At 43.1% G+C, this 22,340-nt stretch carries 37 protein-coding genes; all 37 read right to left on the bottom strand.

Features of this window, described 5'->3' with window-relative positions:
• The coding region (locus ACP5NR_RS04730) for a hypothetical protein (protein ID WP_428006037.1) at window positions 1-1,333 on the bottom strand (1,333 nt) is incomplete at its 3' end.
• A 175-nt stretch (window positions 1,334-1,508) separates the two neighbouring features.
• Window positions 1,509-2,813, bottom strand: a complete 1,305-nt coding sequence (rho, locus tag ACP5NR_RS04725) for a transcription termination factor Rho (protein ID WP_428004460.1) — start codon at window positions 2,811-2,813, stop codon at window positions 1,509-1,511.
• 14 nt (window positions 2,814-2,827) lie between these two features.
• On the bottom strand, window positions 2,828-3,484 hold the full coding sequence (gene fsa, locus ACP5NR_RS04720) for a fructose-6-phosphate aldolase (RefSeq protein WP_428004456.1): 657 nt from the start codon (window positions 3,482-3,484) through the stop codon (window positions 2,828-2,830).
• 15 nt (window positions 3,485-3,499) lie between these two features.
• Complete coding sequence (locus ACP5NR_RS04715; protein WP_428004455.1) at window positions 3,500-3,766, bottom strand: hypothetical protein; 267 nt, start codon at window positions 3,764-3,766, stop codon at window positions 3,500-3,502.
• Window positions 3,767-3,800: 34 nt separating this feature from the next.
• Window positions 3,801-4,160 (bottom strand): 50S ribosomal protein L17, encoded by a 360-nt coding sequence (rplQ, locus tag ACP5NR_RS04710; RefSeq protein ID WP_428004454.1) that lies wholly within the window; start codon window positions 4,158-4,160, stop codon window positions 3,801-3,803.
• Window positions 4,161-4,172: 12 nt separating this feature from the next.
• Window positions 4,173-5,189, bottom strand: coding sequence for a DNA-directed RNA polymerase subunit alpha (locus tag ACP5NR_RS04705; protein WP_428004453.1), 1,017 nt, complete (start codon window positions 5,187-5,189; stop codon window positions 4,173-4,175).
• Window positions 5,190-5,210: 21 nt separating this feature from the next.
• Window positions 5,211-5,837, bottom strand: coding sequence for a 30S ribosomal protein S4 (gene rpsD / locus ACP5NR_RS04700; protein WP_428004452.1), 627 nt, complete (start codon window positions 5,835-5,837; stop codon window positions 5,211-5,213).
• A gap of 14 nt (window positions 5,838-5,851) precedes the next feature.
• Window positions 5,852-6,241 carry a 30S ribosomal protein S11 gene (gene rpsK, locus ACP5NR_RS04695; protein ID WP_428004451.1) on the bottom strand — a complete coding sequence of 130 codons (390 nt, stop codon included), beginning with the start codon at window positions 6,239-6,241 and terminating at the stop codon, window positions 5,852-5,854.
• 20 nt (window positions 6,242-6,261) lie between these two features.
• Window positions 6,262-6,627 carry a 30S ribosomal protein S13 gene (gene rpsM, locus ACP5NR_RS04690; RefSeq protein WP_428004450.1) on the bottom strand — a complete coding sequence of 122 codons (366 nt, stop codon included), beginning with the start codon at window positions 6,625-6,627 and terminating at the stop codon, window positions 6,262-6,264.
• 18 nt (window positions 6,628-6,645) lie between these two features.
• The gene (rpmJ, locus tag ACP5NR_RS04685) at window positions 6,646-6,762 is read right to left on the bottom strand and encodes a 50S ribosomal protein L36 (protein ID WP_428004449.1); all 117 of its coding nucleotides are present in this window, start codon (window positions 6,760-6,762) and stop codon (window positions 6,646-6,648) included.
• A gap of 20 nt (window positions 6,763-6,782) precedes the next feature.
• Window positions 6,783-7,004, bottom strand: coding sequence for a translation initiation factor IF-1 (gene infA, locus ACP5NR_RS04680; RefSeq protein WP_428004448.1), 222 nt, complete (start codon window positions 7,002-7,004; stop codon window positions 6,783-6,785).
• Window positions 6,997-7,761 carry a type I methionyl aminopeptidase gene (map, locus tag ACP5NR_RS04675; protein WP_428004447.1) on the bottom strand — a complete coding sequence of 255 codons (765 nt, stop codon included), beginning with the start codon at window positions 7,759-7,761 and terminating at the stop codon, window positions 6,997-6,999. The genes infA and map overlap by 8 nt, the downstream gene beginning before the upstream one ends.
• The gene (locus tag ACP5NR_RS04670) at window positions 7,761-8,411 is read right to left on the bottom strand and encodes an adenylate kinase (RefSeq protein ID WP_428004446.1); all 651 of its coding nucleotides are present in this window, start codon (window positions 8,409-8,411) and stop codon (window positions 7,761-7,763) included. The genes map and ACP5NR_RS04670 overlap by 1 nt, the downstream gene beginning before the upstream one ends.
• Window positions 8,411-9,700 carry a preprotein translocase subunit SecY gene (gene secY, locus ACP5NR_RS04665; protein ID WP_428004445.1) on the bottom strand — a complete coding sequence of 430 codons (1,290 nt, stop codon included), beginning with the start codon at window positions 9,698-9,700 and terminating at the stop codon, window positions 8,411-8,413. Before secY ends, ACP5NR_RS04670 begins: the two co-directional genes overlap by 1 nt.
• Window positions 9,701-10,141, bottom strand: coding sequence for a 50S ribosomal protein L15 (rplO, locus tag ACP5NR_RS04660; RefSeq protein WP_428004444.1), 441 nt, complete (start codon window positions 10,139-10,141; stop codon window positions 9,701-9,703).
• 13 nt (window positions 10,142-10,154) lie between these two features.
• Window positions 10,155-10,334, bottom strand: coding sequence for a 50S ribosomal protein L30 (gene rpmD, locus ACP5NR_RS04655; RefSeq protein WP_428004443.1), 180 nt, complete (start codon window positions 10,332-10,334; stop codon window positions 10,155-10,157).
• Window positions 10,331-10,909 carry a 30S ribosomal protein S5 gene (gene rpsE / locus ACP5NR_RS04650; RefSeq protein ID WP_428004442.1) on the bottom strand — a complete coding sequence of 193 codons (579 nt, stop codon included), beginning with the start codon at window positions 10,907-10,909 and terminating at the stop codon, window positions 10,331-10,333. The genes rpmD and rpsE overlap by 4 nt, the downstream gene beginning before the upstream one ends.
• Before the next feature lie 11 nt (window positions 10,910-10,920).
• Window positions 10,921-11,292, bottom strand: coding sequence for a 50S ribosomal protein L18 (gene rplR, locus ACP5NR_RS04645; RefSeq protein ID WP_428004441.1), 372 nt, complete (start codon window positions 11,290-11,292; stop codon window positions 10,921-10,923).
• Window positions 11,293-11,306: 14 nt separating this feature from the next.
• A complete protein-coding gene (gene rplF, locus ACP5NR_RS04640; protein WP_428004440.1) occupies window positions 11,307-11,861 on the bottom strand; it encodes a 50S ribosomal protein L6 in 555 nt (184 codons plus the stop codon).
• A 16-nt stretch (window positions 11,862-11,877) separates the two neighbouring features.
• The gene (gene rpsH, locus ACP5NR_RS04635) at window positions 11,878-12,291 is read right to left on the bottom strand and encodes a 30S ribosomal protein S8 (RefSeq protein WP_428004439.1); all 414 of its coding nucleotides are present in this window, start codon (window positions 12,289-12,291) and stop codon (window positions 11,878-11,880) included.
• 12 nt (window positions 12,292-12,303) lie between these two features.
• Window positions 12,304-12,489, bottom strand: a complete 186-nt coding sequence (locus tag ACP5NR_RS04630; RefSeq protein ID WP_428004438.1) for a type Z 30S ribosomal protein S14 — start codon at window positions 12,487-12,489, stop codon at window positions 12,304-12,306.
• 13 nt (window positions 12,490-12,502) lie between these two features.
• Window positions 12,503-13,048, bottom strand: a complete 546-nt coding sequence (gene rplE / locus ACP5NR_RS04625; RefSeq protein ID WP_428004437.1) for a 50S ribosomal protein L5 — start codon at window positions 13,046-13,048, stop codon at window positions 12,503-12,505.
• Window positions 13,049-13,066: 18 nt separating this feature from the next.
• Window positions 13,067-13,384 carry a 50S ribosomal protein L24 gene (gene rplX, locus ACP5NR_RS04620; RefSeq protein ID WP_428004459.1) on the bottom strand — a complete coding sequence of 106 codons (318 nt, stop codon included), beginning with the start codon at window positions 13,382-13,384 and terminating at the stop codon, window positions 13,067-13,069.
• Window positions 13,385-13,408: 24 nt separating this feature from the next.
• A complete protein-coding gene (gene rplN, locus ACP5NR_RS04615; RefSeq protein WP_428004436.1) occupies window positions 13,409-13,777 on the bottom strand; it encodes a 50S ribosomal protein L14 in 369 nt (122 codons plus the stop codon).
• The gene (gene rpsQ / locus ACP5NR_RS04610) at window positions 13,774-14,064 is read right to left on the bottom strand and encodes a 30S ribosomal protein S17 (RefSeq protein WP_428004435.1); all 291 of its coding nucleotides are present in this window, start codon (window positions 14,062-14,064) and stop codon (window positions 13,774-13,776) included. The genes rplN and rpsQ overlap by 4 nt, the downstream gene beginning before the upstream one ends.
• Window positions 14,061-14,291, bottom strand: coding sequence for a 50S ribosomal protein L29 (gene rpmC, locus ACP5NR_RS04605; protein ID WP_428004434.1), 231 nt, complete (start codon window positions 14,289-14,291; stop codon window positions 14,061-14,063). The genes rpsQ and rpmC overlap by 4 nt, the downstream gene beginning before the upstream one ends.
• Window positions 14,288-14,716, bottom strand: coding sequence for a 50S ribosomal protein L16 (gene rplP / locus ACP5NR_RS04600; protein WP_428004433.1), 429 nt, complete (start codon window positions 14,714-14,716; stop codon window positions 14,288-14,290). Before rplP ends, rpmC begins: the two co-directional genes overlap by 4 nt.
• 25 nt (window positions 14,717-14,741) lie before the next feature.
• On the bottom strand, window positions 14,742-15,386 hold the full coding sequence (rpsC, locus tag ACP5NR_RS04595) for a 30S ribosomal protein S3 (RefSeq protein ID WP_428004432.1): 645 nt from the start codon (window positions 15,384-15,386) through the stop codon (window positions 14,742-14,744).
• A gap of 3 nt (window positions 15,387-15,389) precedes the next feature.
• Window positions 15,390-15,893, bottom strand: a complete 504-nt coding sequence (rplV, locus tag ACP5NR_RS04590) for a 50S ribosomal protein L22 (protein WP_428004431.1) — start codon at window positions 15,891-15,893, stop codon at window positions 15,390-15,392.
• Window positions 15,890-16,177 (bottom strand): 30S ribosomal protein S19, encoded by a 288-nt coding sequence (gene rpsS, locus ACP5NR_RS04585; RefSeq protein ID WP_428004430.1) that lies wholly within the window; start codon window positions 16,175-16,177, stop codon window positions 15,890-15,892. The genes rplV and rpsS overlap by 4 nt, the downstream gene beginning before the upstream one ends.
• Before the next feature lie 30 nt (window positions 16,178-16,207).
• Window positions 16,208-17,050, bottom strand: a complete 843-nt coding sequence (gene rplB, locus ACP5NR_RS04580; RefSeq protein ID WP_428004429.1) for a 50S ribosomal protein L2 — start codon at window positions 17,048-17,050, stop codon at window positions 16,208-16,210.
• Window positions 17,051-17,077: 27 nt separating this feature from the next.
• Window positions 17,078-17,380: a 50S ribosomal protein L23 gene (rplW, locus tag ACP5NR_RS04575; protein WP_428004428.1), complete on the bottom strand. Its 303-nt coding sequence runs from the start codon at window positions 17,378-17,380 to the stop codon at window positions 17,078-17,080.
• Window positions 17,367-18,041: a 50S ribosomal protein L4 gene (rplD, locus tag ACP5NR_RS04570; protein ID WP_428004427.1), complete on the bottom strand. Its 675-nt coding sequence runs from the start codon at window positions 18,039-18,041 to the stop codon at window positions 17,367-17,369. The genes rplW and rplD overlap by 14 nt, the downstream gene beginning before the upstream one ends.
• Window positions 18,042-18,043: 2 nt before the next feature.
• Window positions 18,044-18,673 (bottom strand): 50S ribosomal protein L3, encoded by a 630-nt coding sequence (gene rplC / locus ACP5NR_RS04565; RefSeq protein WP_428004426.1) that lies wholly within the window; start codon window positions 18,671-18,673, stop codon window positions 18,044-18,046.
• 19 nt (window positions 18,674-18,692) lie between these two features.
• Window positions 18,693-19,001 carry a 30S ribosomal protein S10 gene (gene rpsJ, locus ACP5NR_RS04560; RefSeq protein WP_428004425.1) on the bottom strand — a complete coding sequence of 103 codons (309 nt, stop codon included), beginning with the start codon at window positions 18,999-19,001 and terminating at the stop codon, window positions 18,693-18,695.
• A gap of 49 nt (window positions 19,002-19,050) precedes the next feature.
• On the bottom strand, window positions 19,051-20,247 hold the full coding sequence (gene tuf / locus ACP5NR_RS04555) for an elongation factor Tu (protein WP_428004424.1): 1,197 nt from the start codon (window positions 20,245-20,247) through the stop codon (window positions 19,051-19,053).
• Window positions 20,248-20,269: 22 nt separating this feature from the next.
• Window positions 20,270-22,339 (bottom strand): elongation factor G, encoded by a 2,070-nt coding sequence (fusA, locus tag ACP5NR_RS04550; protein WP_428004458.1) that lies wholly within the window; start codon window positions 22,337-22,339, stop codon window positions 20,270-20,272.
• Window position 22,340 lies beyond the last annotated feature (1 nt).

The raw sequence follows: 22,340 nt of genomic DNA, 5'->3' as shown, positions 1-22,340 counted from the left end.
CCCATTTTACATTTGGCCCCACAGAGATACGATACACCGTAAGGGCAAGGGTACTTGAAAGATTGGCTTTATTACTTACACGGGCTGTAAACGCGGCAGTTGCACCGTTTGAAAGCGGTGAAACGTCAACTGTTGTGGTTGAGCCGTTCGTCAACGTGTATGGTGTATTTCCATACTGCAAAGAAGAAAGCGTTGCCGCAGAGGACAACCAGTACGGATCGTATGAATAAACTTTAAAATACGAAGGAGTTAATCCAACGTAAAGCACGTTGTTGACAGGCGCCACTCCTTTGTAAGACGCTCTTAAGACCGGCGTAGCTTTGACGACGACGTAAGTTTGTTTTGCCGCTACGACATTTCCATCTATCGAGGCATCTTTAAAGGCAAAGGTTGTCGATCCGGCAGAGGTAAGTGCACTGACCGGCACAGATATCTGATAACTCTTTCCGAGCACAGAAACTGCGGTTGCAATATTAAGGTATGTCGCAAACGGTGTGCCGTTTACCAAAAAGCCTTCATACTGGGATGTGTAATCTGTGGCTTTGGCCGTGAAGGATACGCTACCGCTGACACCGTTTATATAGTTCGTGTTGTAAAGCGGCGTAGCCGCGCTGAGCGTTACCTTTTGCGTGCCCGGATAGGATATGTAGAAGTATCCAGGGACAGAAGATCCAAGCAGCGATCCGTTAGTTCCATAGAAATTAACCCAGTACGTGTGAGGTCCGACATGGTTTAGAGATATGCTGTAAAGCGCAACAAAACTCTTCTGGACTATGAATGAAGTCCCCGCAACGGTGGTTTTAAGCACTGAAGATAGAGTCGTTGGAGACGCAGGTATCGCACTGCCATCAACATAAACTGAAACTCCGCCAACCATACCGGCACCATTACCAACGTTCACCGTAAATATAACAGACTGATTGTTGTTGGCTGCTGGATACGTGTAAACGTGAGGATATGGATTGTTAAGTCTGACGGCGTAAGTTATGGAACCAACTGATGTGTATGGTGTAACGTTAACTATTTCGGTCGCGCTTGAACTCAAACCATTTTTACCGTAAACAGTCACACCCAAATTATAGTAAGTCTGTGCGATGACATTCGGTGCAACAAAGGTAAAGGTTGCGGGATTTGAAGTTTTAATGACAGTTGATCCCTGGAATGTAGCGACTATTTGCGATATTCCATTACCACCCTGGCCAGTCACGCTTAAATTGAAGGGCTGGCCCGAATAAGCGTTTATCGTTGTCGGTGCAACGCTGAATGTAGGCGGAGTTTTAGGTGCTGGCAAGAAACAACTCGATAGCACCAGCGCTATCACTACCACCGACATCAAGAGTAAACCCAGTTTCCCCTTTCTACTCATGGGCAATCCTGGCCACTCACATGAGCACCAGGAGACACCTCCTTTACAAAAATTTTATGCCTTCAAAAACTCACTCCCCCCTGCGGGCGAGACAGAGGATGGATTATTGAAAATTATACTATGTAAGTTCAAGAATGTCAAGTTATCTTACAGCGTCTTTTTCATTCTTGAGAAGATCAAAGAAATCCTCGTTGCTCTTGGTTTCTTTAAGTTTTGACATCATAAGTGATATAGCCTCTTCGGGATTCATCGAACTTATGAACCTTCTTAACAGCCAAACATTTTTAAGGGTTTTCTCATCGAAAAGCAATTCTTCTTTTCGAGTACCGGAAAGGTTGAGATCCATCGCGGGGAAAATTCTTTTGTTTGCAAGTTGTCTTGACAGTACGAGTTCCATGTTGCCTGTGCCTTTAAACTCTTCGAATATGACATCGTCCATCTTGGATCCGGTTTCAACGAGTGCGGTTGCTATTATGGTAAGGCTTCCTCCCTCTTCTATGTTTCTTGCCGCGCCAAAAAAGTGTTTTGGCTTGTACAACGCAGAGGCATCGACTCCTCCAGAAAGCAATTTGCCGGACGGAGGAAGGTAAAGGTTATAGGCTCTGGCAAGTCGCGTTATGCTGTCAAGGAGTATTACGACATCGTATTTGTACTCAACAAGCCTTTTCGCCTTCTCAAGGGCAAGTTCTGCTATTTCAATTTGTTTTTCTGAAGGCATGTCAAACGGCGCCGCTATAACGTCGGCATCGACGGATCTTTTCATGTCGGTTACTTCTTCAGGACGTTCATCTATGAGAAGTACCATTCTCTTTGTGTTGGGATGATTTTTCGCAATGCCGTTGGCTATATGCTTTAAGATGGTCGTCTTTCCAGCCTTTGGGGGAGAAACGATCAAACCTCTTTGACCTTTACCTATGGGAGAGAAGATGTCTATCAGACGGGTATCAAGGTATTGAGGCTCTGTCTCAAGGATAAAGCGTTCATCCGGATAAAGCGCCGTCAGGTCTTCAAAGTTTACCCTGTCATTTGAAAGACTTATGTCTTTGTAATTGATGGCTTCTATTTTCAAAAGGGCGAAGTATTTTTCTCCTTCTTTTGGGGGGCGGGTCTGTCCTGAAACGGTATCTCCGTCCAAAAGTCCGAATTTTTTTATTTGAGAGGGCGAAACGTATATGTCGTTGGAACTTGCAAGATAACTGTCAACTCTTAAAAGACCGTATCCTCCATCTTGAATTTTGAGTACCCCTTCTTTGAATTTGTAACCTTTTGATTCCGTCTGCATCCTGAGTATTTCCGAGATGAGATCGTCTTTTCTGTACTGAGCAACCCTTTGCATCCCAAGCCCCTTGGCTATTTCGTAAAGATCTTTGATCTTCAATTCTTGAAGTTTTTTTATGTCTAAATACGTATCGTCAAACTTTTTGGCTTTTTCTTGATCCTCGGCCACAAAAAACTCCTTTCTCAATTTAAATTTTCTCTGTATTTTTTCCAGTCGTTCAAAAATCTTTCAAGTCCCACATCCGTTAAGGTGTGTCTAAACATCTGTTTTATTATTTCAAACGGAATTGTCGCTATGTGAGCGCCCATCAAAGCGGCGATTCTTACGTGCTCCGGACTTCTTATGCTTGCCGCTATGACTTCCGTTTTATAGCCATAATTGGCGTAAATGCTGAGTATATCGCTTAGCACGTTCATGCCGTTGTTCCCTATATCATCCAAACGTCCGATGAACGGACTTACAAAGGTTGCGCCAGCTTTTGCGGCAAGCAAAGCCTGATTTGCGCTGAAGACGAGTGTAACGTTTGTCTTTATGCCGATTTGCGAAAGCGTTCTGACCGCTTTTATGCCGTCTTCGGTCATCGGTATTTTTACAGTTACATTATCTGCTATTTTTGCAAGGTCTTTTGCCTCTTTTACCATTCCATCGTAATCCGTTGAAACGACTTCCGCACTTACAGGACCTTTAACAACGGCGCAAATCTCGCCTATTCTCGTTTTGAAGTCTATCTTTCCCTCTTTGGATACAAGTGTCGGGTTTGTCGTCACACCGTCCAAAATTCCCCATGCCGCGGCTTTTTTTATCTCATCAAGGTTGGCGGTATCGATGAATATTTTCATAAAATCACCTCTTTTTCAATCTGCAACGTGGATTGCAAGTTCGTAAAGTACGATGTAAACGCCTATATTTTCCAATATGGCAAGGATGATGAAGTTCAATTTGTAATCCCATTTCTTAGTTAAAGCAGAAAACAGAAGCACACCCACCGCTCCTCCAAAAAACGTGTAAAGCATTTGATTGAATTTGCTAACTTTTAAAGAAGTACTATCTCTACTTTTGGACCATGTCATAAAAGAAGAGATTATGTTTACGACAAGAAAGAAGGTTATTGTTTGCCACATATCGCAAAAAGACTACCCAAGACGGGTAGTCTCATCATGACTCTTTGACAAGTTGGAAAATAGCCAATTCGGCATCGTCGCCGTGCCTTTTTTCCATCTTTACGATTCGGGTGTAGCCACCTTTTCTTCCGGCATATTTAGGCGCTATCTCGTCGACGACTTTGTTTGTCAATTTTTCGTCGTTGAGAAAAGCATTCACGTATCTCCTTGCCGAAAGATCTTTGGCGAGAGCATGGGTTATTATTCTTTCAGCAAATGCAGAGGCTGCTTTCGCTTTTTGGGTGGTTGTGACTATCGTTCCATGAAGAAACAACTCACGTACTAAACTTCGCATCAACGCTTTTCTTTCGTCACTTGGTCTTGAAAGCGCATGCAATTTCACTCTATGTCTCATTTCAATCCTCCGTTATTCAGCCTTGAGTTTAAGTCCGAGTTTTTCAAGTTTTTCGTTTATCTCTTCCAAAGACTTCGTTCCAAAATTTTTTATCTTGAGAAGGGATTTTTCATCTTTCTGAAGAAGTTCTCCAACCGTTTCTATTTTACCACGTTTTAAAGAATTAAGTGCTCTCACGGAGAGTTCAAGGTCTTCTATTCTCATTTTATCGTAAATTGCAAAGGAATCCGCAGGCGTTTTAGGCTCCTCAACGGTTTGAGATGGCGGTAAAACATCTTTTTCCGCTTTTTTGTCATCTTCGATGACGACCTGACTTTCTTTCTGACCCTGAAGGTTGTTGAGCAAAAATTCAAAGTGTTCTATAAGGATATTAAGCGCATCTTTGAGGGCAGCATTCGGGTCCACAGATTTTTTTGTCCATATTTCGAGTATAAGCCTATCGTAGTCTATTTTCTTTCCAACTCTGAAATCTTCCGTGCGAAAGTTAACACGCACAACAGGCGTGAAAATTCCATCAACGGGCAACATTTGAACATCGTTGCTCGTGTCCATTTCCGAGACGGGAAGGTACCCTTTTCCTTTTTCGGCAAAAAGTTCCATGTAGAAATCCGCATCTTCGTTAAGCGTGGCTAATTTCAATTCGGGATTTGCTATTTTGACTTCGAGAGGACATTTTATGTCTTTTGCCCTGACTATGCCAGCACCTTTTTTCTGGACGGTCATGACGACCGGTTCTTCTTTTATCGGGACATTCTCCTTGACCTGAATCTGTTTAACGTTAAGGAGGATCTGAAGCACATCTTCTTTAGCACCCTTTACGGCATCGTATTCGTGATAAACGTCTCTTATCTTAACGCCGGTTATCGCTAACGACGGGATCGAAGATAAAAGAATTCTTCTTAGAGCATTTCCGATCATCACACCATAACCGCGTTCAAGGGGTTGAACGGAATATCTCACGTAAAGATATCCTCTGTCTTCTTTCTCCTCCTCGAGTATAAACCTTTCAGGTTTAACGTAATTAAGCATTAAACCACCTCACGTGAGTTCTCACTTGGAATACAACTCGACGATGTCCTGAACATCGAGAGGAAGTTCTATTTCTTCCCTATCGGGCATCCTGACGAATTTCCCTCTGAAAAGATCGTAGTTCACCTCAAGCCACGGTGAGACCGTATGGGTAGATCGATCTTCTATCGCTTTTTTAACGTCAACGTTGCTTCTTATTTTTTCTTTGAGTTCTATTTCATCTCCAGGCCTTAATTCGTAAGAAGGTATATCAACCCTTTTGCCATTTACCATGATGTGGCCATGATTTACGAGTTGGCGGGCATGGGATCGCGATATGGCAAAGCCAAGTTTGAAAACAACGTTATCAAGCCTCGCTTCAGCCTCTCTTATGAGCATCGTGCCTGTAACACCCTTTGTCTTGACGGCTTCATCAAAATATCTTCTAAACTGGCGCTCAAGGACCCCGTAAGTTCTTTTCATGGTTTGCTTCGATCTCAATTGTCTTGCGTATTGCGTCATCTTCAGCCTGTCTTTTCCATGCTGGCCAGGCGCGTATGGCCTTTTTTCAACAGGGCATTTTGGTGTGTAGCATTTCTCTCCCTTCAGGAAGAGTTTTTTACCCTCCCGTCTGCACAATTTACAGACAGGATCTGTATATCTTGCCATTTATCAAAACCTCCTTACATTCTCCTCTTCTTTTTAGGACGGCATCCGTTGTGTGGAATAGGTGTTATGTCTTTTATGCTTTGAACTTCCAACCCTGCAGCCTGAAGACCTCTGACGGCGGATTCGCGACCTGGACCCGGGCCATTGACAAAAACATCAACCTTCCTCACTCCAAAGTTGATAGATTCTTTTGCGACTTTATCTGCAGCCATTTGTGCGGCAAAAGGAGTTGACTTTCTCGAACCGGAAAATCCAACGTCCCCGCCGCTTGACCATGTTACCACATTCCCGTCTTTATCGGATATCGTTATTATGGTGTTGTTAAAACTCGACAAAATGTGCGCAACGCCATAATCAAAATGTACTCTTTTTTTTGAAGACGCCTTTTTTTTCTTTTCAGCCATTCGATAGTTCTCTCCCTTTACTATTTTTTAGCGCCAACGCCATGCGAAGGGCCTTTTCTCGTCCTGGCATTCGTGCGTGTCCTCTGTCCTCTTACGGGTAATCCGAGTCTGTGTCTTGTTCCCCTGTAAGAGCCTGTTTCGATCAAACGTTTTATGTTTCTTTGAATTTCCATCTTGAGATCACCTTCGACTTTGTAATGCTCGTTTATGTACTGGGTGATCTTTCTGACCTCATCATCGCTGAGATCTTTGATCTTTTTGTTAAGGGGGATGCCCGTCGCATCCAAAATCTCGATAGCCCTTGTCCTACCCACGCCATAAAGGTACGTAAGACCCACAAAAGCGTGCTTTTCATTTGGTAAATCAACGCCAAGAATACGAGCCATTTATCCTTCAACCCCTCCTTATCCCTGTCTCTGATTGTGCTTTGGGTTTTTGGAGCAAATGACCCGAATCACACCGTTTCTTTTGACAATTCTGCATGAATCACAGCGCTTCTTGACTGAAGCTTGAACTTTCATGATTCAGACCTCCTTTTAATCTATTTCTTTCTGTAAACTATTCTTCCTTTTTTTAAATCGTACGGTGACAATTCAACCACAACTTTGTCTCCCGGTACGATCTTTATGAAATTTTGTCTCATTTTCCCAGAAATATGGGCAAGTACTTCAAGATCGTTATCTAAAATAACTTTAAAAGTCGTATTTGGAAGCGAATCCACAACACGTCCTTCTATTCTTATCATGTCTTTTTCTTCAGACATTCATTCCCTCCGGAATCGTCAATATTTCGACCTCCTTTTTGTGTAACACAACGGTATTTTCGTAATGGGCGCTGGGCGATCCGTCCAAAGTCACAACGCCCCATTTATCATCAAGAACTCTTACTTTCCAGTCTCCCATGTTAACCATGGGCTCTATCGCAAGTACAAGCCCTTCCATCAGCGGTATTCCTCTACCGCTTTTTCCAAAATTCGGCACTTGCGGATCTTCATGAAGCGCCCTGCCTATGCCGTGGCCCACGTAATCCCTTACGATGGAAAAACCGTTTTTCTCGACAAAAGTTTGAACAGCGTTCGATATATCGCCGAGCCTGTTGCCAACTTTAAATTGAGATATGCCCGCAAAAAAAGACCCCCGCGTCACTTCGATGAGTTTACGCTTGTTTTCATCTATTTCGCCGACAGCGTAAGTCCTTGCGCCGTCACCGTACCATCCATCGTGAATAGTTCCGACATCTATCGAAACTATGTCTCCGTTTTTCAAAATGACTTTTTTGGATGGTATGCCATGCACAACGACTTCATTCGGACTTATACATGAAGCGGCAGGATAACCTTCATAATTTTTAAAGGCCGGTATGACACCTTTTCTTGCAAAAAATTCTTCTATTATTCTGTCAAGGTCGTAAGTTGTTACGCCATCCTTGATATAGTCCTTTACGTATTCAAGGACCTCTCCGACTATTTTGTTTGGATATCTCATGGCATCGATATCTGCTTCCGATTTCAATTTTACCATTATTTTCGACCTTTGATCATTTCAATCAGATGTTTTTCGATATCTTTCATTTTCATCGTTCCGTCTATCGTGAAAAGTACGTTCTTTTGCCTGTAATATGCTATAACGGGCGATGTAAGTTCAAGATAAACTTCGTAACGTTTCTTGACGGTCTCGGGTTTATCGTCATCGCGTGTTATAAGATGAACATGGCAATCGTCGCACATTTCGTCTTCTTTCGGCGGATCTGTTATCATGTTGTAATTGCGACCACATTTTGGACACATTCGTCTTGCCGATAGTCTTTCAACTATAACCTTTTCAGGGACATCAACGTATATGACGCGATCTATTTGCTTTCCCATCGACTTCAATATCTCATCTAAAGATTTTGCCTGATTTAAAGTTCTCGGAAAACCGTCCAATATGAATCCCGAAACGGCATCTGACTTCGAAAGCCTTTCTTTGACAATCTGATTCATCAAATTGTCATCGACAAGTTTTCCGGAGGTAACGATGTCTTTTACCTGATTTCCGAGTTTACTGCCGGAATCCATTTCGGCACGCAACATGTCTCCCGTAGATATATGCGGAATTTTAAAGGTTTTGGATACGATCTGCGCCTGTGTTCCTTTGCCGGCTCCGGGAGGACCAACAAAAATGATGTTCATCATATCCTCCCTTTGAGTTTACCGCGTTTTATGAATCCTTCGTAATGGCGCATGATAAGATGGGCTTCCATCTGTTGAACAACGTCAAGCGCAACTCCGACGGCTATCATCATACCCACACCGCCGACTATCTGACCGGAATTGCTTCCGACTATCGCCGCGGAAATATTTGGCAAAAGTGCTATTACGACAAGCGCAAGTGCACCCAAGAACGTGATACGGCTCAAAACTTTTGCGAGATACTGTTCTGTTGAAACTCCTGGTCTTATGCCCGGGATAAATCCTCCGTATTCTTTTATGTTGTCGGAGACATCATGCACGTCAAAGGTTATGGCACTGTAAAAATATGTGAAGAAAAAGACGAGTAATGCGTAAATCACTATGTAAAAGACTGAATTAAATCCAAAGATACTCTGAAGCGTGTAGTTATGGGTGAACTGTGCTATCATGGATGGAATCATGAGTATCGCGACCGCGAAGATTATAGGCAAGACTCCACCCTGATTCACTTTCATCGGTATGTAACTCGATTGTCCGCCGTACATCTTTCTGCCGACAACTTTTTTGGCGTATTGAACGTTTATTCTTCTTTCGCCTTGCATTATGTAGATCAAACCGAAGATGGTGACCACGAAGATGAGGAAGAACAAAGCCCATGACGTGACAGAAAGGTTGGAGATTATCATCTGTCCTAAGTAGAACGGGTACGTAGCGACAACGCCGGCAAAGATGATTATGGATATTCCGTTTCCTATTCCTTTGTCCGTTATCATCTCGCCTATCCACTGCAGGAACATACTCCCGGCCATAAGTGAAACTGAAGAAAGTATTATGAAAGCGACTTTGTTAAGTCCAGGGGTGGCATGTGGCATGACGACAACGATCGTAAGTGCCAATGCTTCGACTGCGGCAAGTAAAAGTGTGAGTTCTCGTGTATACTTTTCTATTTTCTGTCTGCCCTGTTCTCCTTCTTTGGCGAGTTCCTTCAAACTCGGAACAACGGCCATCAAAAGTTGAAGTATGATAGATGCGTTTATGTAAGGTGTCACACTCATGGCAAAGATTGACATGTTGCTAAGTGCTCCGCCGGCAAAAGCGTTGAGCAGGGTAAAAAATCCTCCACCGGCACCTGCGGAAACGCCGTTGAAAAAGTTTGCCCAACTTGAAAGGCTTATGCCAGGCACGGGTATGTAAACACCAAACCTAAAAACAGCAAGCATCAAAAAAGTGAATATTATCCTGCTTCTTAACTCAGGTATCTTGAAGGAGTTCCTAATCGCTTCCCACACTCATATCACCTCTACCTGCCCGCCGGCAGACTCTATCTTCTCCTTTGCGGAAGTACTGAAAGCATTTGCCGTTATCTTTAAAGGTTTTTTAAGTTCTCCGTTACCGAGAATTTTAACACCGTCTTGAACTTTTTTGACTATACCCTTTTGAATCAAATTGGCAACCGTAACGTTCGAATTGTCTTCAAAAACGTTGAGATCTCCAACGTTGACGGGAGTATAAACCTTATGGTTGATGTTTTTGAATCCACCTTTCGGCAATCTTCTGTACAGTGGTGTCTGTCCACCTTCAAAACCGGTTCTTACATTTCCACTTTTTCTCGATCCCTGACCGTTCATGCCACGCGTTGATGTTTTACCATGACCTGTGGCCTTTCCTCTACCAAGCAATTTGGATTTTCTTCTCGATCCGGGTGTCGGAGTTATATCTTCAAGTTTCATCTGAATTCCTCCCTTATTGCGCTTCCTCAACTCTCACAAGATGAGATATCTTTCGAATCATCCCGCGAATTTGCGGTGTCTGTTCGACAACCACCACATCGTGCATTTTTCTCAAGCCAAGCGCTCTTGCCGTTTCTCCTTGATCGTACCTGTAACCTATCGGACTTCTCACGAGTTCTATTTTAACTTTCATGACTTGGCAACCTCCTCGCCATGGAAAAGTTGTCTCAAAGGTATTCCACGCAATTTGGCATAATATTCAGGCGGCTTGATCTCGTCAAAAGCCTTGAAAACGGCCCTCAAAATGCTCAAAGGCGTGTTAGAGCCGAGTGATTTGCAAAGCACATTTTTTATGCCCGCAAGTTCCAAAGCAGGTCTTGCCGTATTGCTTGCGATTATACCCGTACCGGGCGCTGCCGGTTTCAAAAGCAACCTTGCGGAATCGAATTTGACCTCGATCATGTGCGGAATGGTGTCGTTGACGACGTTAACGTCAACCATCGTTCTCTTTGCAAGATTTGAGGCCTTTCTTATGGCATCGACCACTTCACGGCCACTCGCAACTCCAAGACCGACTTTGCCATTTTTATTTCCAACGACGACAATTGCCCTGAAACTCAAATTTTTACCGCCTTTGACGACTTTTGCAACACGCCTAACTTCGACGACTTCTTCTACGAATTCCGTCTCGGGTTCTGTGGTTTCTATGTTTCTGTCTCTTCTTTTGAATTCTTTATTTTCGTCTTCTTTCTGAAGATCGCGCGGCATTCTTTACCTCCTTAAAATTTCAATCCGCTCTCCCGAGCGCCATCGGCGATTTCTTTTATTCTACCATGGTAACGAAAACCGCCTCTGTCAAAAACAACTTCTTTTATTCCCGCTTCAATCGCACGCGTTCCTATCTCTTTGCCCACAAGATGTGCCGCAACTTTATTCCATGTCTTGTTTTTCAGCGCCTCTTTCAAACTTTTTTGCGCGGTAGAAGCACTGACAAGAGTTGTTGCGCTATCATCGTCTATGATCTGGGCGTAAGCATGTTTATCGCTTATGAAAACAGAAAGCCTTGGAACGCCACGCGTACCGTGTATTCTTCTTCTTATCGCAAGATGTCTTGAAATTCTCTTGCTTTTTTTATCAAAAGGCTGGATCACGACAGATTACCTCCTTAAACTTTCTTGACTTCTTTAAGTCTTATGACTTCTCCGGCATATCTGACACCCTTACCTTTGGCAAAAACCATAGGTTCACGTGTCTTTCGTATTTTAGCCGCGACCTGACCGACAAGTCCTTTGTCTATGCCTTTGACTATTATCTGATTAGGTTTTGGAACTTCTATCGTTATGCCATCAGGAGGATCTATCTTAACCGGTTGAATGTAACCAAGGTTAAGCAACAAAGATTTTCCTTGAAGTTGTGCTCTGTATCCTACGCCTTCAACTTCAAGTTCTTTTTGAAATCCTTTGGTCACTCCTTCCACCATGTTTCTCACAAGAGCCCATCTTGTACCTATTATAGATTTATTTTTCTTTAAGACTCTCGGCGGAAGATCGAGGTTTTCTTTTTGGGAAACCCAAAGGTTGTTACCGTCGAGTTTAAAATCCACAAAAAGATAACTCATTGTGAGTTGGCCACGCGGTCCTTTGACCGTTAACATGCTCGGTTCTATTTTAACATCAACACCTTTTGGAATTTCTATCGGTTTTTTTATCAATCTCGACATATCATCATACCTCCGCTTACCATACGTAAGCGATGACTTCTCCGCCAATCCCGAGAGTGCGCGCTTCTTTATCTGTGACAACGGGTTTTTCAGGATTGGAAGTGGAGAGAATCGCTATCCCAAGTCCACTGTTGACGACGGGCAATTTGTCTTTTGAAACGTATATTCTTCTGCCAGAGTGAGAAACCCTGACTATTGAATTTATGATTCTGATCTTCATTCTTTTCTGTCCGGAATATTTCATGAAAATCCTCAACACACCCTGTTTTCCATCTTCGATGTATTTGTAGTCTTTTATGAAACCTTCTCTTTTAAGAATGTCGAGTATGGCCTTTTTTATGTTCGAAGACGGTACGTCAACAACTTCTTTGTAAACCATATTCGCGTTTCTTATTCTTGTAAGCATATCGGCTATTGTGTCAGTGTACATTTTATCACATCCTTACCAACTGGCTTTTCTTATGCCAGGCAGTTTTCCCTCTAACGCTAATTTCCTGAAGCAAAGTCTGCAAATTCCCAGTTCTCTGGAAACGGCATGCGGCCTTCCGCAAATCTTGCAGCGCGTATACTGCCGGGTTTTGTATTTTGCCGTTGCGTTAGTTTTATTTATAAGTGCTTTACGGGCCATTTCATCACTCTCCTCAATAATTCTTGCTGAAGGGCATTCCCAGTTTCTCTAAAAGATACCTGGCTTCCCTATCCGTTTTGGCAGTGGTGACTATGATGATGTCCATTCCCTGAACTCTCGAAATTTCTCCCGTTATTTCAGGGAAAATAGATTGTTCAGATACACCCATCGAGAAGTTTCCCCTGCCATCAAAAGAATTGGGATTTATTCCCCTGAAATCACGTATTTTTGGCATTGCGATGTTGAAAAATTTGTAGAGGAAATTGTACATTCTCTCTCCTCTGAGTGTAACTTTTATTCCAACGGGCATACCCTGTCTTATTTTGAAGTTGGAGACGCTTTTCTTTGCCTTCGTCACAACCGCTTTCTGTCCGGCTATGTTTGTGAGTTCTTGAAGATGTTTGTCTATTACGGCCTGATTTCTCGAACCCTCTCCGACTCCCATATTCAAAATGACCTTGTTTACTTTCGGAACTGCCATTTCATTCTTGTATCCAAGTTCCTTGATGAAAAAAGGCACGATTTCTTTTTCATATATCTCTTTTAAAGCAACAGACATGTCATACCTCCTCTCGCATCATACTTTATCGATGCTTTCTCCGCACTTTTTACAGACTCTGATATTCATCCCATCTTCAGTTCTTTTGTGCGACACGCGCGTGGGAGAATCGCAGTTCGGACAGATAACCATGATTTTGGATTCGTAAATGGGGGATTCCCTTTCAACGATTCCTCCCTCTCTGACCGACGCGGTAGGCCTCTGGTGCTTTTTTATCATGTGAATTCCCTGAACTATAACCTTTCCTTCATCGGGAAGCACTCTTATGACTTTTCCTCTTTTTCCCTTGTCTTCACCGCTTATAACCACAACGGTATCGTCTTTTCTTATGTTCAAAGTGTGCTTTTTCATTTCAACACCTCACAAAACTTCCGGAGCAAGGGATACGATCTTCATGTAACCTTTTTCTCTTAATTCTCTGGCAACAGGACCGAATATCCTTGTTCCCCGCGGCTCATTCTCTTTGTCTATGAGAACTGCCGCGTTATCATCAAACCTTATGAAAGACCCATCCGGTCTTCTTATTTCTTTTCTCGTTCTCACTATAACTGCTTTGACTATTTCGCTTTTCTTTATATCGGTGTGCGGTGCAGCCTCTTTGACGGCTCCTATGACCACGTCACCGACACTTCCCCTTTTCCTGTTTGAACCACCCAACACTCTTATGACAAGAATGCTGCGTGCTCCGGAATTGTCTGCCACGTTAAGTATACTTTCCTGCTGGATCATTGAGGAGCACCCTCTTCCTTGCTTACCTGAGTTTCTTCAACTTTCAGAATGTTCTTTTTCACGATTGAAACAAGTGTCCAGTTCTTTTCGCGACTCAGAGGCCTTGATTCTTCTATCTCAACGATGTCTCCGATGTTGGACTCGTTGTTTTCATCATGAGCCTTGTACTTGGCGGTTTTGGTTATGATTTTCCCAAACCTCGGGTCTCTTGTGGTTTCCTTTACAAGCACAACTATGGTCTTTTTCATCTTGTTGCTTACAACTTCACCTATAAGATGTTTTTTCATTTCTTATTCCCCTTCTCATCAGAATTAACGGGCTCAAGACCAAGTTCTCTTTCTCTTATAAGCGTCTTTATCTTTGCTATGTCTCTTTTTGTTTGCAATATCTGAGATGTATCCTGAAGTTGGGAAAGTTCAAGTTGAAATCTTAACTTGTAAAGTTTTTCCTTTTGATCTTTCACAAGCGCCGTTAGTTCATCGATGGTCATTTCTCTCATATCTTTAGCCTTCATAGCGATTCACCTCCAAAAGAGGTTCTTTCAACGAATTTCGTCTTTATGGGTAGTTTCGAAGAGGCTAATCTTAACGCTTCTTCCGCCACTTCTCTGTTCACACCACCGATTTCAAACATGATCTTGCCGGGTTTAACGACGCATACCCACTTTTCCGGATTTCCCTTACCGCGTCCCATTCTGCTTTCGGCCGGATGGATCGAAATAGGTTTATCCGGGAAAATCCTTATCCATAGCATTCCGGATTTTTTGAGACTCCTCATTATCGAAACACGGCACGCCTCTATTTGTTTGTTCGTTATCCATGCCGGTTCGAGTGCTTTAAGGCCCCAATCACCGAAATTCATCTCGCTGCCACCCTTTGCAAGGCCTCTCATTCTTCCCCGTTGTTGTTTTCTATACTTAACCCTTTTAGGGATCAGCATCTTTACAAACCTCCTTATCAACGAATCAGGCTGATTTCACCGGCGAATTTTCTTTGGTGAATATCCATACCTTAACACCAAGAACGCCATATTTGGTGTGTGCAATCGCAAATCCATAATCAACATGTGCGCGCAAAGTCTGCAAAGGAACTCTGCCTTCCCTGTACCACTCGGATCTTGCTATTTCCGCACCGTTTATTCTCCCACCAACCATGGTCTTAACGCCAAGTGCGCCTTTTTTCAAAGCAAATTGAATGCTTCTTTTCATCGTACGTTTGTAAGAAGCCCTTTTCTCGATTCTGCCGGCTATGAATTCCGCCGTCAATTGTGCATCTAACTCGGGCGTTCTAACTTCTTCTATACTTATGACGATATCTCTTTCCGGAGAAACAACGGATTTGACAAGACTTTTTATGTTGTTTATTTCGGAACCTTTCTTACCTATCAATATCCCGGGTCTTCCGGTAACTATGATGACGTTTACACGATTTCCAGATCTCTCTATTTTGACTTTGGATATTCCGGCATGAAAATATGCCTTTTTAACGGCATTTCTTATCTTTTCATCTTCTAAAAGATATTCGGAATAATGTTTCTCGTTAAACCATTTTGATTGCCAATCTTGAGAAACCCCAAGTCTGAAACCAATCGGATGCGTCTTCTGACCCATTTCTCATTGCACCTCGCTCTCGTTGGAAGGTTGAATTTCCTGGCTTTCTGTTGGCTTTGCAGTGGTCTTAAGCGTTTCTTCTTTAGATTTATCCCTTACAACGACTGTGATGTGCGAAAGCCTTTTGAACATCATCGAAGCGCGTCCACGTGCCATTGGATTAAGCCTTTTCAACCTCGGAGCATCATCAGCCATGCATCGAGAAACGTAAAGAGAATCCACATCGAGTTTAAAGTTGTTTTGCGCATTTGCCACCGCACTGTTGAGTATCTTTTGAACGAGGCGTGCGCTCTTTTTGTTTGCAAATTCAAGTATTTGCAAAGCCTCGCTGACATCTTTGCCACGTATGGTGTTAAGAATAGATCTGACTTTGTAAGGACTTATTCTCAAATACATTCCACGGGCAACGGCTTCGATTGGTTGGGGAGCAGACGCTTTTCTTTCTCTATGAAAAACAGATCTTTTGGCTCTTTTCTTGTTTTCAGCCATTGATTTCACCTCTGTCATTTCTTGACCTCTCCCTTTATAGCCTTTTTCTCGGTATGACCTCCAAAACGTCTTGTGGGAGAGAATTCTCCAAGCCTGTGGCCGACCATTGCCTCTGTTATGTAGACGGGTATGTGCTTTCTTCCGTTATGAACGGCTATTGTATGACCTATCATATCGGGCAGTATCATCGAGGCCCTTGACCATGTTTTCACAACACGTTTCTGACCTATTTCGTTTAAACTCTGTATTTTTTTGATTAACTTAGCATCCACAAAAGGACCTTTTTTGGTTGAGCGACTCACGCTATCTTCCTCCTTCTTCCGTGGCTTTCATCATTGATTACCTTTATTGTCATTTCTTCTTCTGACTATGAACCTATCAGATCTCTTTTTGCCGCGGCGCGTTTTGTAACCCTTTGCAGGTGTGCCCCATGGACTTTGAGGAACATTTCCGCCTTTGGTTTTTCCTTCTCCTCCGCCCATCGGGTGATCGACAGCGTTCATCGTCATTCCTCTTACGGCAGGTCTTATGCCTAACCATCTGCTTCTTCCGGCCTTACCAAACGATTCGTTCATGTGTTGTTCGTTACCAACCACACCAACTGTTGCCATGCAATTCTCTCTAACCCTTCTTAATTCACCAGATGGCATCTTCAAAAGCGCGTATCCGGATTCCCGTGCCATCAACTGCGCCGAATTACCGGCACTCCTTGCTATCTTGCCACCCGCGCCAGGTATGAATTCTATGTTGTGAACGAAGGTACCTATCGGTATTCTCGTCAGCGGCAAAGCATTTCCCGGCTTTATATCGGCATCAGGGCCGGACACAACCGTGTCACCAACATTTAAGCCCTGCGGGGCTATTATATATCTTTTTTCACCATCAACGTAATTAAGCAATGCAATTCTTGCGCTGCGATTCGGATCGTACTCTATCGAAAACACTTTCGCAGGCACTCCGGTCTTATCTCTTCTGAAGTCGATAATTCTGTATCTATCCTTGTGCCCGCTGCCACGATGTCTTACCGTTATTCTCCCATCGGAATTCCTGCCGGCTATGGATTTTTTGCCTATGGTAAGGGATTTTTCGGGTTTGTCTTTCGTTATTTCCGAAAAATCCGATCTTATCATGTGTCGAACTCCAGGAGAGGTTGGTTTAAAACTTTTAAGTCCCATAAAATTACTCCTTTCGATCCTTCAAGATCAAATCAAGCCTTCAAATTCCTGGATCTTGAATCCCGCTTTTAACTGAACAATGGCCTTTTTGAAAGACCTCGAATATCCTTCAGATCTGCCGTATCTTTTGGGTTTCCCTTTGACGCTTATCATTCTCACATCCGCAACCTGAACGTTGTAAAGTCTTTCAACCGCATTTCTAACGATATGTTTGTTTGCCCTTATGTCCACTTCAAAGGTGTAAGTTCCGTTTTTGATGTTAGAAAGTGCTTTTTCGGTTATCAAAGGTCTCACCAAAATATCGTGAGGTGCCATTTCATTTGCTGGCATTTCCGTACACCTCCGTTATCTTCTCGACTGTATGCTTCGTGAGTACAACCCAGTCAAATTTTATCAAATCGTAGACGTTGAGTCCATCAACGTTGACTTTGCCTTTACCCGGGTTATCCGCTATTATGACCTTTGCCATCTTCAAATTGCGAGAAGAAAGTTTGACATTCATCTGTCTGTCATTTTTGGTATCAAGCACGACAACGGCGTTGTCGGATGGAACGATTTTCTTCAAAGTGTTCACGAATTCTTTGGATTTCGGTGTTTCCATCTCAAATTTATCGACAACCAATATCTTGCCATCTTTTAATTTTGCCGAAAGTGCGGATTTAATTGCCCCGACCTTCATCTTTTTGTTTAAACCTTCGGACCAATCTCTCGGCCTTGGACCAAATGTGACTCCTCCGTGTCTGAAAAGAGGAGATCTTATCGATCCGGCCCTCGCACGTCCCGTATGCTTTTGAGCCCATGGCTTCCTTCCGCCTCCGGAAACCTCTGCCTTCGTTTTAGACGAAGCATTTCCACTTCTTTTGTCGGAAAGTTGCTTGTGAATGTATCTGAAAAGCAAGTCTTTGTTGGGTTCAACCTCAAAAATCGATGGAAGCAAAGAAATACTTCCAACTTCTTTTCCTTCTATGTTCATAACCTTTAACTCTGCCATGATCATTTCACCTTCCAGTTCTTGGCAGAACTTATGTAAATCAAAGATCCACGAGCGCCGGGAATGGCACCTTTAACCGCAATGAGAGAATTATCTTTGTCAACTCTAACGACTTTGAGATTTGATATCGTTCTGTTGACATCTCCCATATGACCCGCCATATGCGTGCCTTTGAGCACTTTAGCGGGTTCGGTATGCATTCCTGTCGATCCATGTCTTGGGAATTTTGTACCGTGAGTTTTGTCGTGGCCGCCAAAGTTCCATCTTTTAACGGCGCCTTGAAAACCTTTTCCCTTTGTTTTTCCAGAAATATCAACATAATCTCCTTCATTGAAAACGGAAACATCCAAAGTTTGTCCTATTTGATAACTCGCAACATCGTCCGTTCTTATTTCTTTGAGATGTCTTAAAGGAGAAACATTTGCCTTTTTGAAGTGACCGCGCATTGGTTTGGTAACATGCTTCTCGGTAACAGGTTCAAATCCTATCTGAACAGAATTATATCCGTCACTTTCAACTGTTTTCTTCTGGACAACAACACATGGTCCTGCTTTAAGTACCGTAACAGGCACCGCATGACCATCTTTGAATATCATCGTCATGCCAATTTTTTTACCAAGTAACGCTTTCATCAACACACCTCCAGCCGTTTCAAAGTTTCAACTCAACTTCAACGCCAGCCGGAAGATCCATCTTCATCAAAGATTCGACCGTTTGGGGTTGAACTTCTATTATGTCGATCAACCTCTTATGAACTATCTTCTCGAAATGTTCCCTTGAATCTTTATCCGTATGAGGAGATCTCAAAACACAATAAACTGTTCTTTCAGTTGGAAGCGGTATCGGTCCTGAAACCCTTGCACTGGTCTTCTTAACAGTTTCAACGATCTTTCTGGCCGATTGATCTAACAATTCGTAATCGTAAGCCTTCAATTTTATTCTTATTCTTGATTTAGCCATTCGAAAAACCTCCTTCAAAAGCCAGAGGGGAATTCATCCCCTCTCGTTATCATTCAAGTATCTTAGAAACAACACCGGCTCCAACGGTTTTTCCACCTTCACGAATGGCAAACCTCATACTTTCCTCGAGCGCAACCGGTTTGATGAGTTCAACCGTCATGACCGTGTTATCTCCGGGCATGACCATTTCAACGCCATCTGGAAGTTTGGCTATCGTACCGGTAACATCTGCAGTCCTTATAAAGAACTGAGGTCTGTATCCTGGAATAAATGCCGTGTGGCGTCCACCTTCTTCTTTCTTCAAAACGTAGACGTTGGCTTCGAACTTCGTGTGAGGAGTTATCGTGCCTGGTTTTGCAAGCACCTGTCCTCTTTCGACTTCTTCCTTCTTAATGCCTCTTAAAAGACAACCTATGTTGTCACCGGCCATACCTTCATCGAGCAATTTTCTGAACATTTCAACGCCGGTAACGACGGTTTTGGCGGTTGGCCTCAAACCGACAAGTTCAACTTCATCGTTGACATGGATCTTACCGCGTTCGACTCTACCTGTTACGACCGTTCCGCGTCCGGTTATCGTGAATATATCCTCAACCGGCATCAAGAATGGCTTTTCGGTTTCCCTCTTTGGTTCGGGTATGTAAGTATCAGCGGCATTCATCAAATCAAGAATGCCTTTTGCCCATTTATCATCAAGGCTTGTCGCATCAAGTGCTTTCAAAGCGCTGCCACGAATGACCGGCACTTCATCACCCGGGTATTGATATTTCGTGAGCAATTCTCTTACTTCCATTTCAACAAGATCGACAAGTTCCGGATCGTCAACGGCATCAATTTTATTCAAAAACACGATCATCGCCGGCACGTTAACCTGACGTGCGAGCAATATATGTTCTCTCGTTTGTGGCATAGGTCCATCAACGGCGGAAACAACGAGAATGGCACCATCCATCTGGGCTGCTCCGGTTATCATGTTCTTTATGTAGTCGGCGTGTCCCGGGCAATCTATGTGTGCGTAGTGCCTTTTATCCGTTTCGTATTCAACGTGGGAAACGTTTATCGTTATACCTCTTGCCTTTTCTTCTGGGGCCTTATCGATTTGATCAAATGGAACGAATTCCGATTCTCCCTTCATAGAAAGAACTTTGGTTATCGCAGCCGTAAGTGTGGTCTTACCGTGATCTATATGTCCTATCGTCCCGATGTTAAGATGTGGTTTGTTTCTTACAAATTTCTCCTTTGCCATTTGATTCTACCTCCTTGAAAAATTATTTAACTTTTATGATTTTATCGACAAAATTTTGAGGAACTTCAGAATAGTGCGAAAATTTCATCGTGTAAACTGCCCTTCCCTGACTCAAAGACCTCAAGACCGTTGCATAACCAAAAAGTTCTCCTAACGGGACAAGCGCTTTTATTATCCTTGCATTACCGCGATTATCAAAACCCGTTATCTGCGCTCTTTTCGAATTCAGATCCGCAACAACATCGCCCATGTATTCGGTTGGTGTGGTTATCTCAAGTTCCATGATCGGTTCCATCATCTTCGGCTTACCTTTAGTCAAAGCCTCTTTCGTGGCAAGAGAACCGGCTATCTTAAAGGCTATTTCCGAAGAGTCAACTTCATGGTAAGAGCCATCGTAAAGCGTTGCTTTGACATCGACAACTGGATATCCGCCAAGACTACCCGAAGAAAGGGCTTCTTTTATTCCCGCTTCTATTGCAGGGATGTATTCTTTCGGAATCGTTCCTCCGATTATTTTATTTTCAAATTCAAATCCTTTTCCTCTTCCCAACGGCTCAAACTTGACCCTTACATGTCCGTATTGTCCTCTTCCACCACTTTGCCTTATGTACTTGCCTTCAGCATCGACGGGCACGGAAATAGTTTCTCTGTAAGCAACCTGAGGCTTGCCAACCTGAGTTTTAACGTTGAATTCGCGTAAAAGCCTGTCTATGATTATTTCAAGATGCAATTCACCCATACCGGCAAGAATCGTCTCTCCACTTTCCAAATCGACCGAAACTCTAAAAGTAGGATCTTCGTCCATCAACCTTCCAAGCGCATCTTTCAACCTTTGCTCATCGTCTTTGCTCTGAGGCTCGACCGCTATCGATATGACGGGATCAGGCACTTCAAGAGATTCGAGTATTATGGGATCATCTTCATCGCAAAGCGTATTTCCCGTTGTCGTATTCTTCAAACCTATGCAGGCAACTATATCACCGGGGCCCGCGTAATCTATGTCTTCTCTTTTATCGGCAAACATCAAAAGCAAACGAGATATTCTTTCTTTCGTTCTTTTGGTAGAATTGTAAACATAACTTCCTTTTTCAAGCACTCCGGAATATATTCTCAAATAAGTTAATTTTCCAACGTATGGATCCGAAAGTATTTTGAAAGCCAAAGCCGAAAATGGTTCATCCACCGATGGCGATCTGATGATCTCTTCATCGTCGGGATTCTTTCCGGAAACGGGAGGAAGATCCAAAGGCGACGGTAAATAATCAACCGCGGCATCGATGAGAGGTTGCACTCCCTTATTTCTGAAAGAAGAACCACAAAGCACAGGGAAAAACTTTGATTCTATGGTTCCTTTTCTTATGACGGATTTTATCTTTTCAACAGGTACAGTCTCACCATCGAGATACATCTGAAGTATCTCATCATCAAGGTCGGCAAGGTGGTTCATCATTTCGTCTCTCAACTCTTCAACTCTTTCAACGAGATGTGCCGGCACTTCGGAGTATTCCATCTGCGTACCAAGTTCATCGGTCCATCTTATGGCTTTCATGTTTATTATGTCAACGACACCTTCAAATGCACTTTCCGATCCTATCGGATATTGAATAACAAGCGGTTTGGCTCCTAATTTGTCTATCATCGATTTGACAGACATATCAAAATCGGCTCCCATTTTATCCATCTTGTTCATAAAGGCAATTCTCGGCACTTTGTATTTCGACGCCTGACGCCATACAGTTTCGGATTGTGGTTCAACTCCGGCAGAAGCGTCAAAAACCGCTATTGCCCCGTCAAGTACTCTGAGTGAACGTTCTACCTCAATTGTGAAGTCCACGTGTCCGGGCGTATCGATGAGATTAAAACGATGACCTTTCCAGTCAAAAGATATAGAAGCAGAGGTTATGGTTATACCACGTTCTCTTTCCTGAACCATCCAGTCCGTGGTGGTATTGCCATCGTCAACATTTCCCATTGCGTGTTTTTTACCAGAATAAAAAAGAATTCTTTCGGTAGTCGTTGTTTTGCCGGCATCTATATGCGCCATTATCCCTATATTTCTTAATTTTTCAAGTTGAAGTACTTTTTCAGGCATT

Source organism: Athalassotoga sp. (assembly GCF_049965695.1).
Taxonomy (GTDB): Bacteria; Thermotogota; Thermotogae; order Mesoaciditogales; family Mesoaciditogaceae; genus Athalassotoga.
The sequence above is the reverse complement of the archived record's forward strand: the minus strand, read 5'-3'. Positions and strand labels throughout refer to the sequence as shown.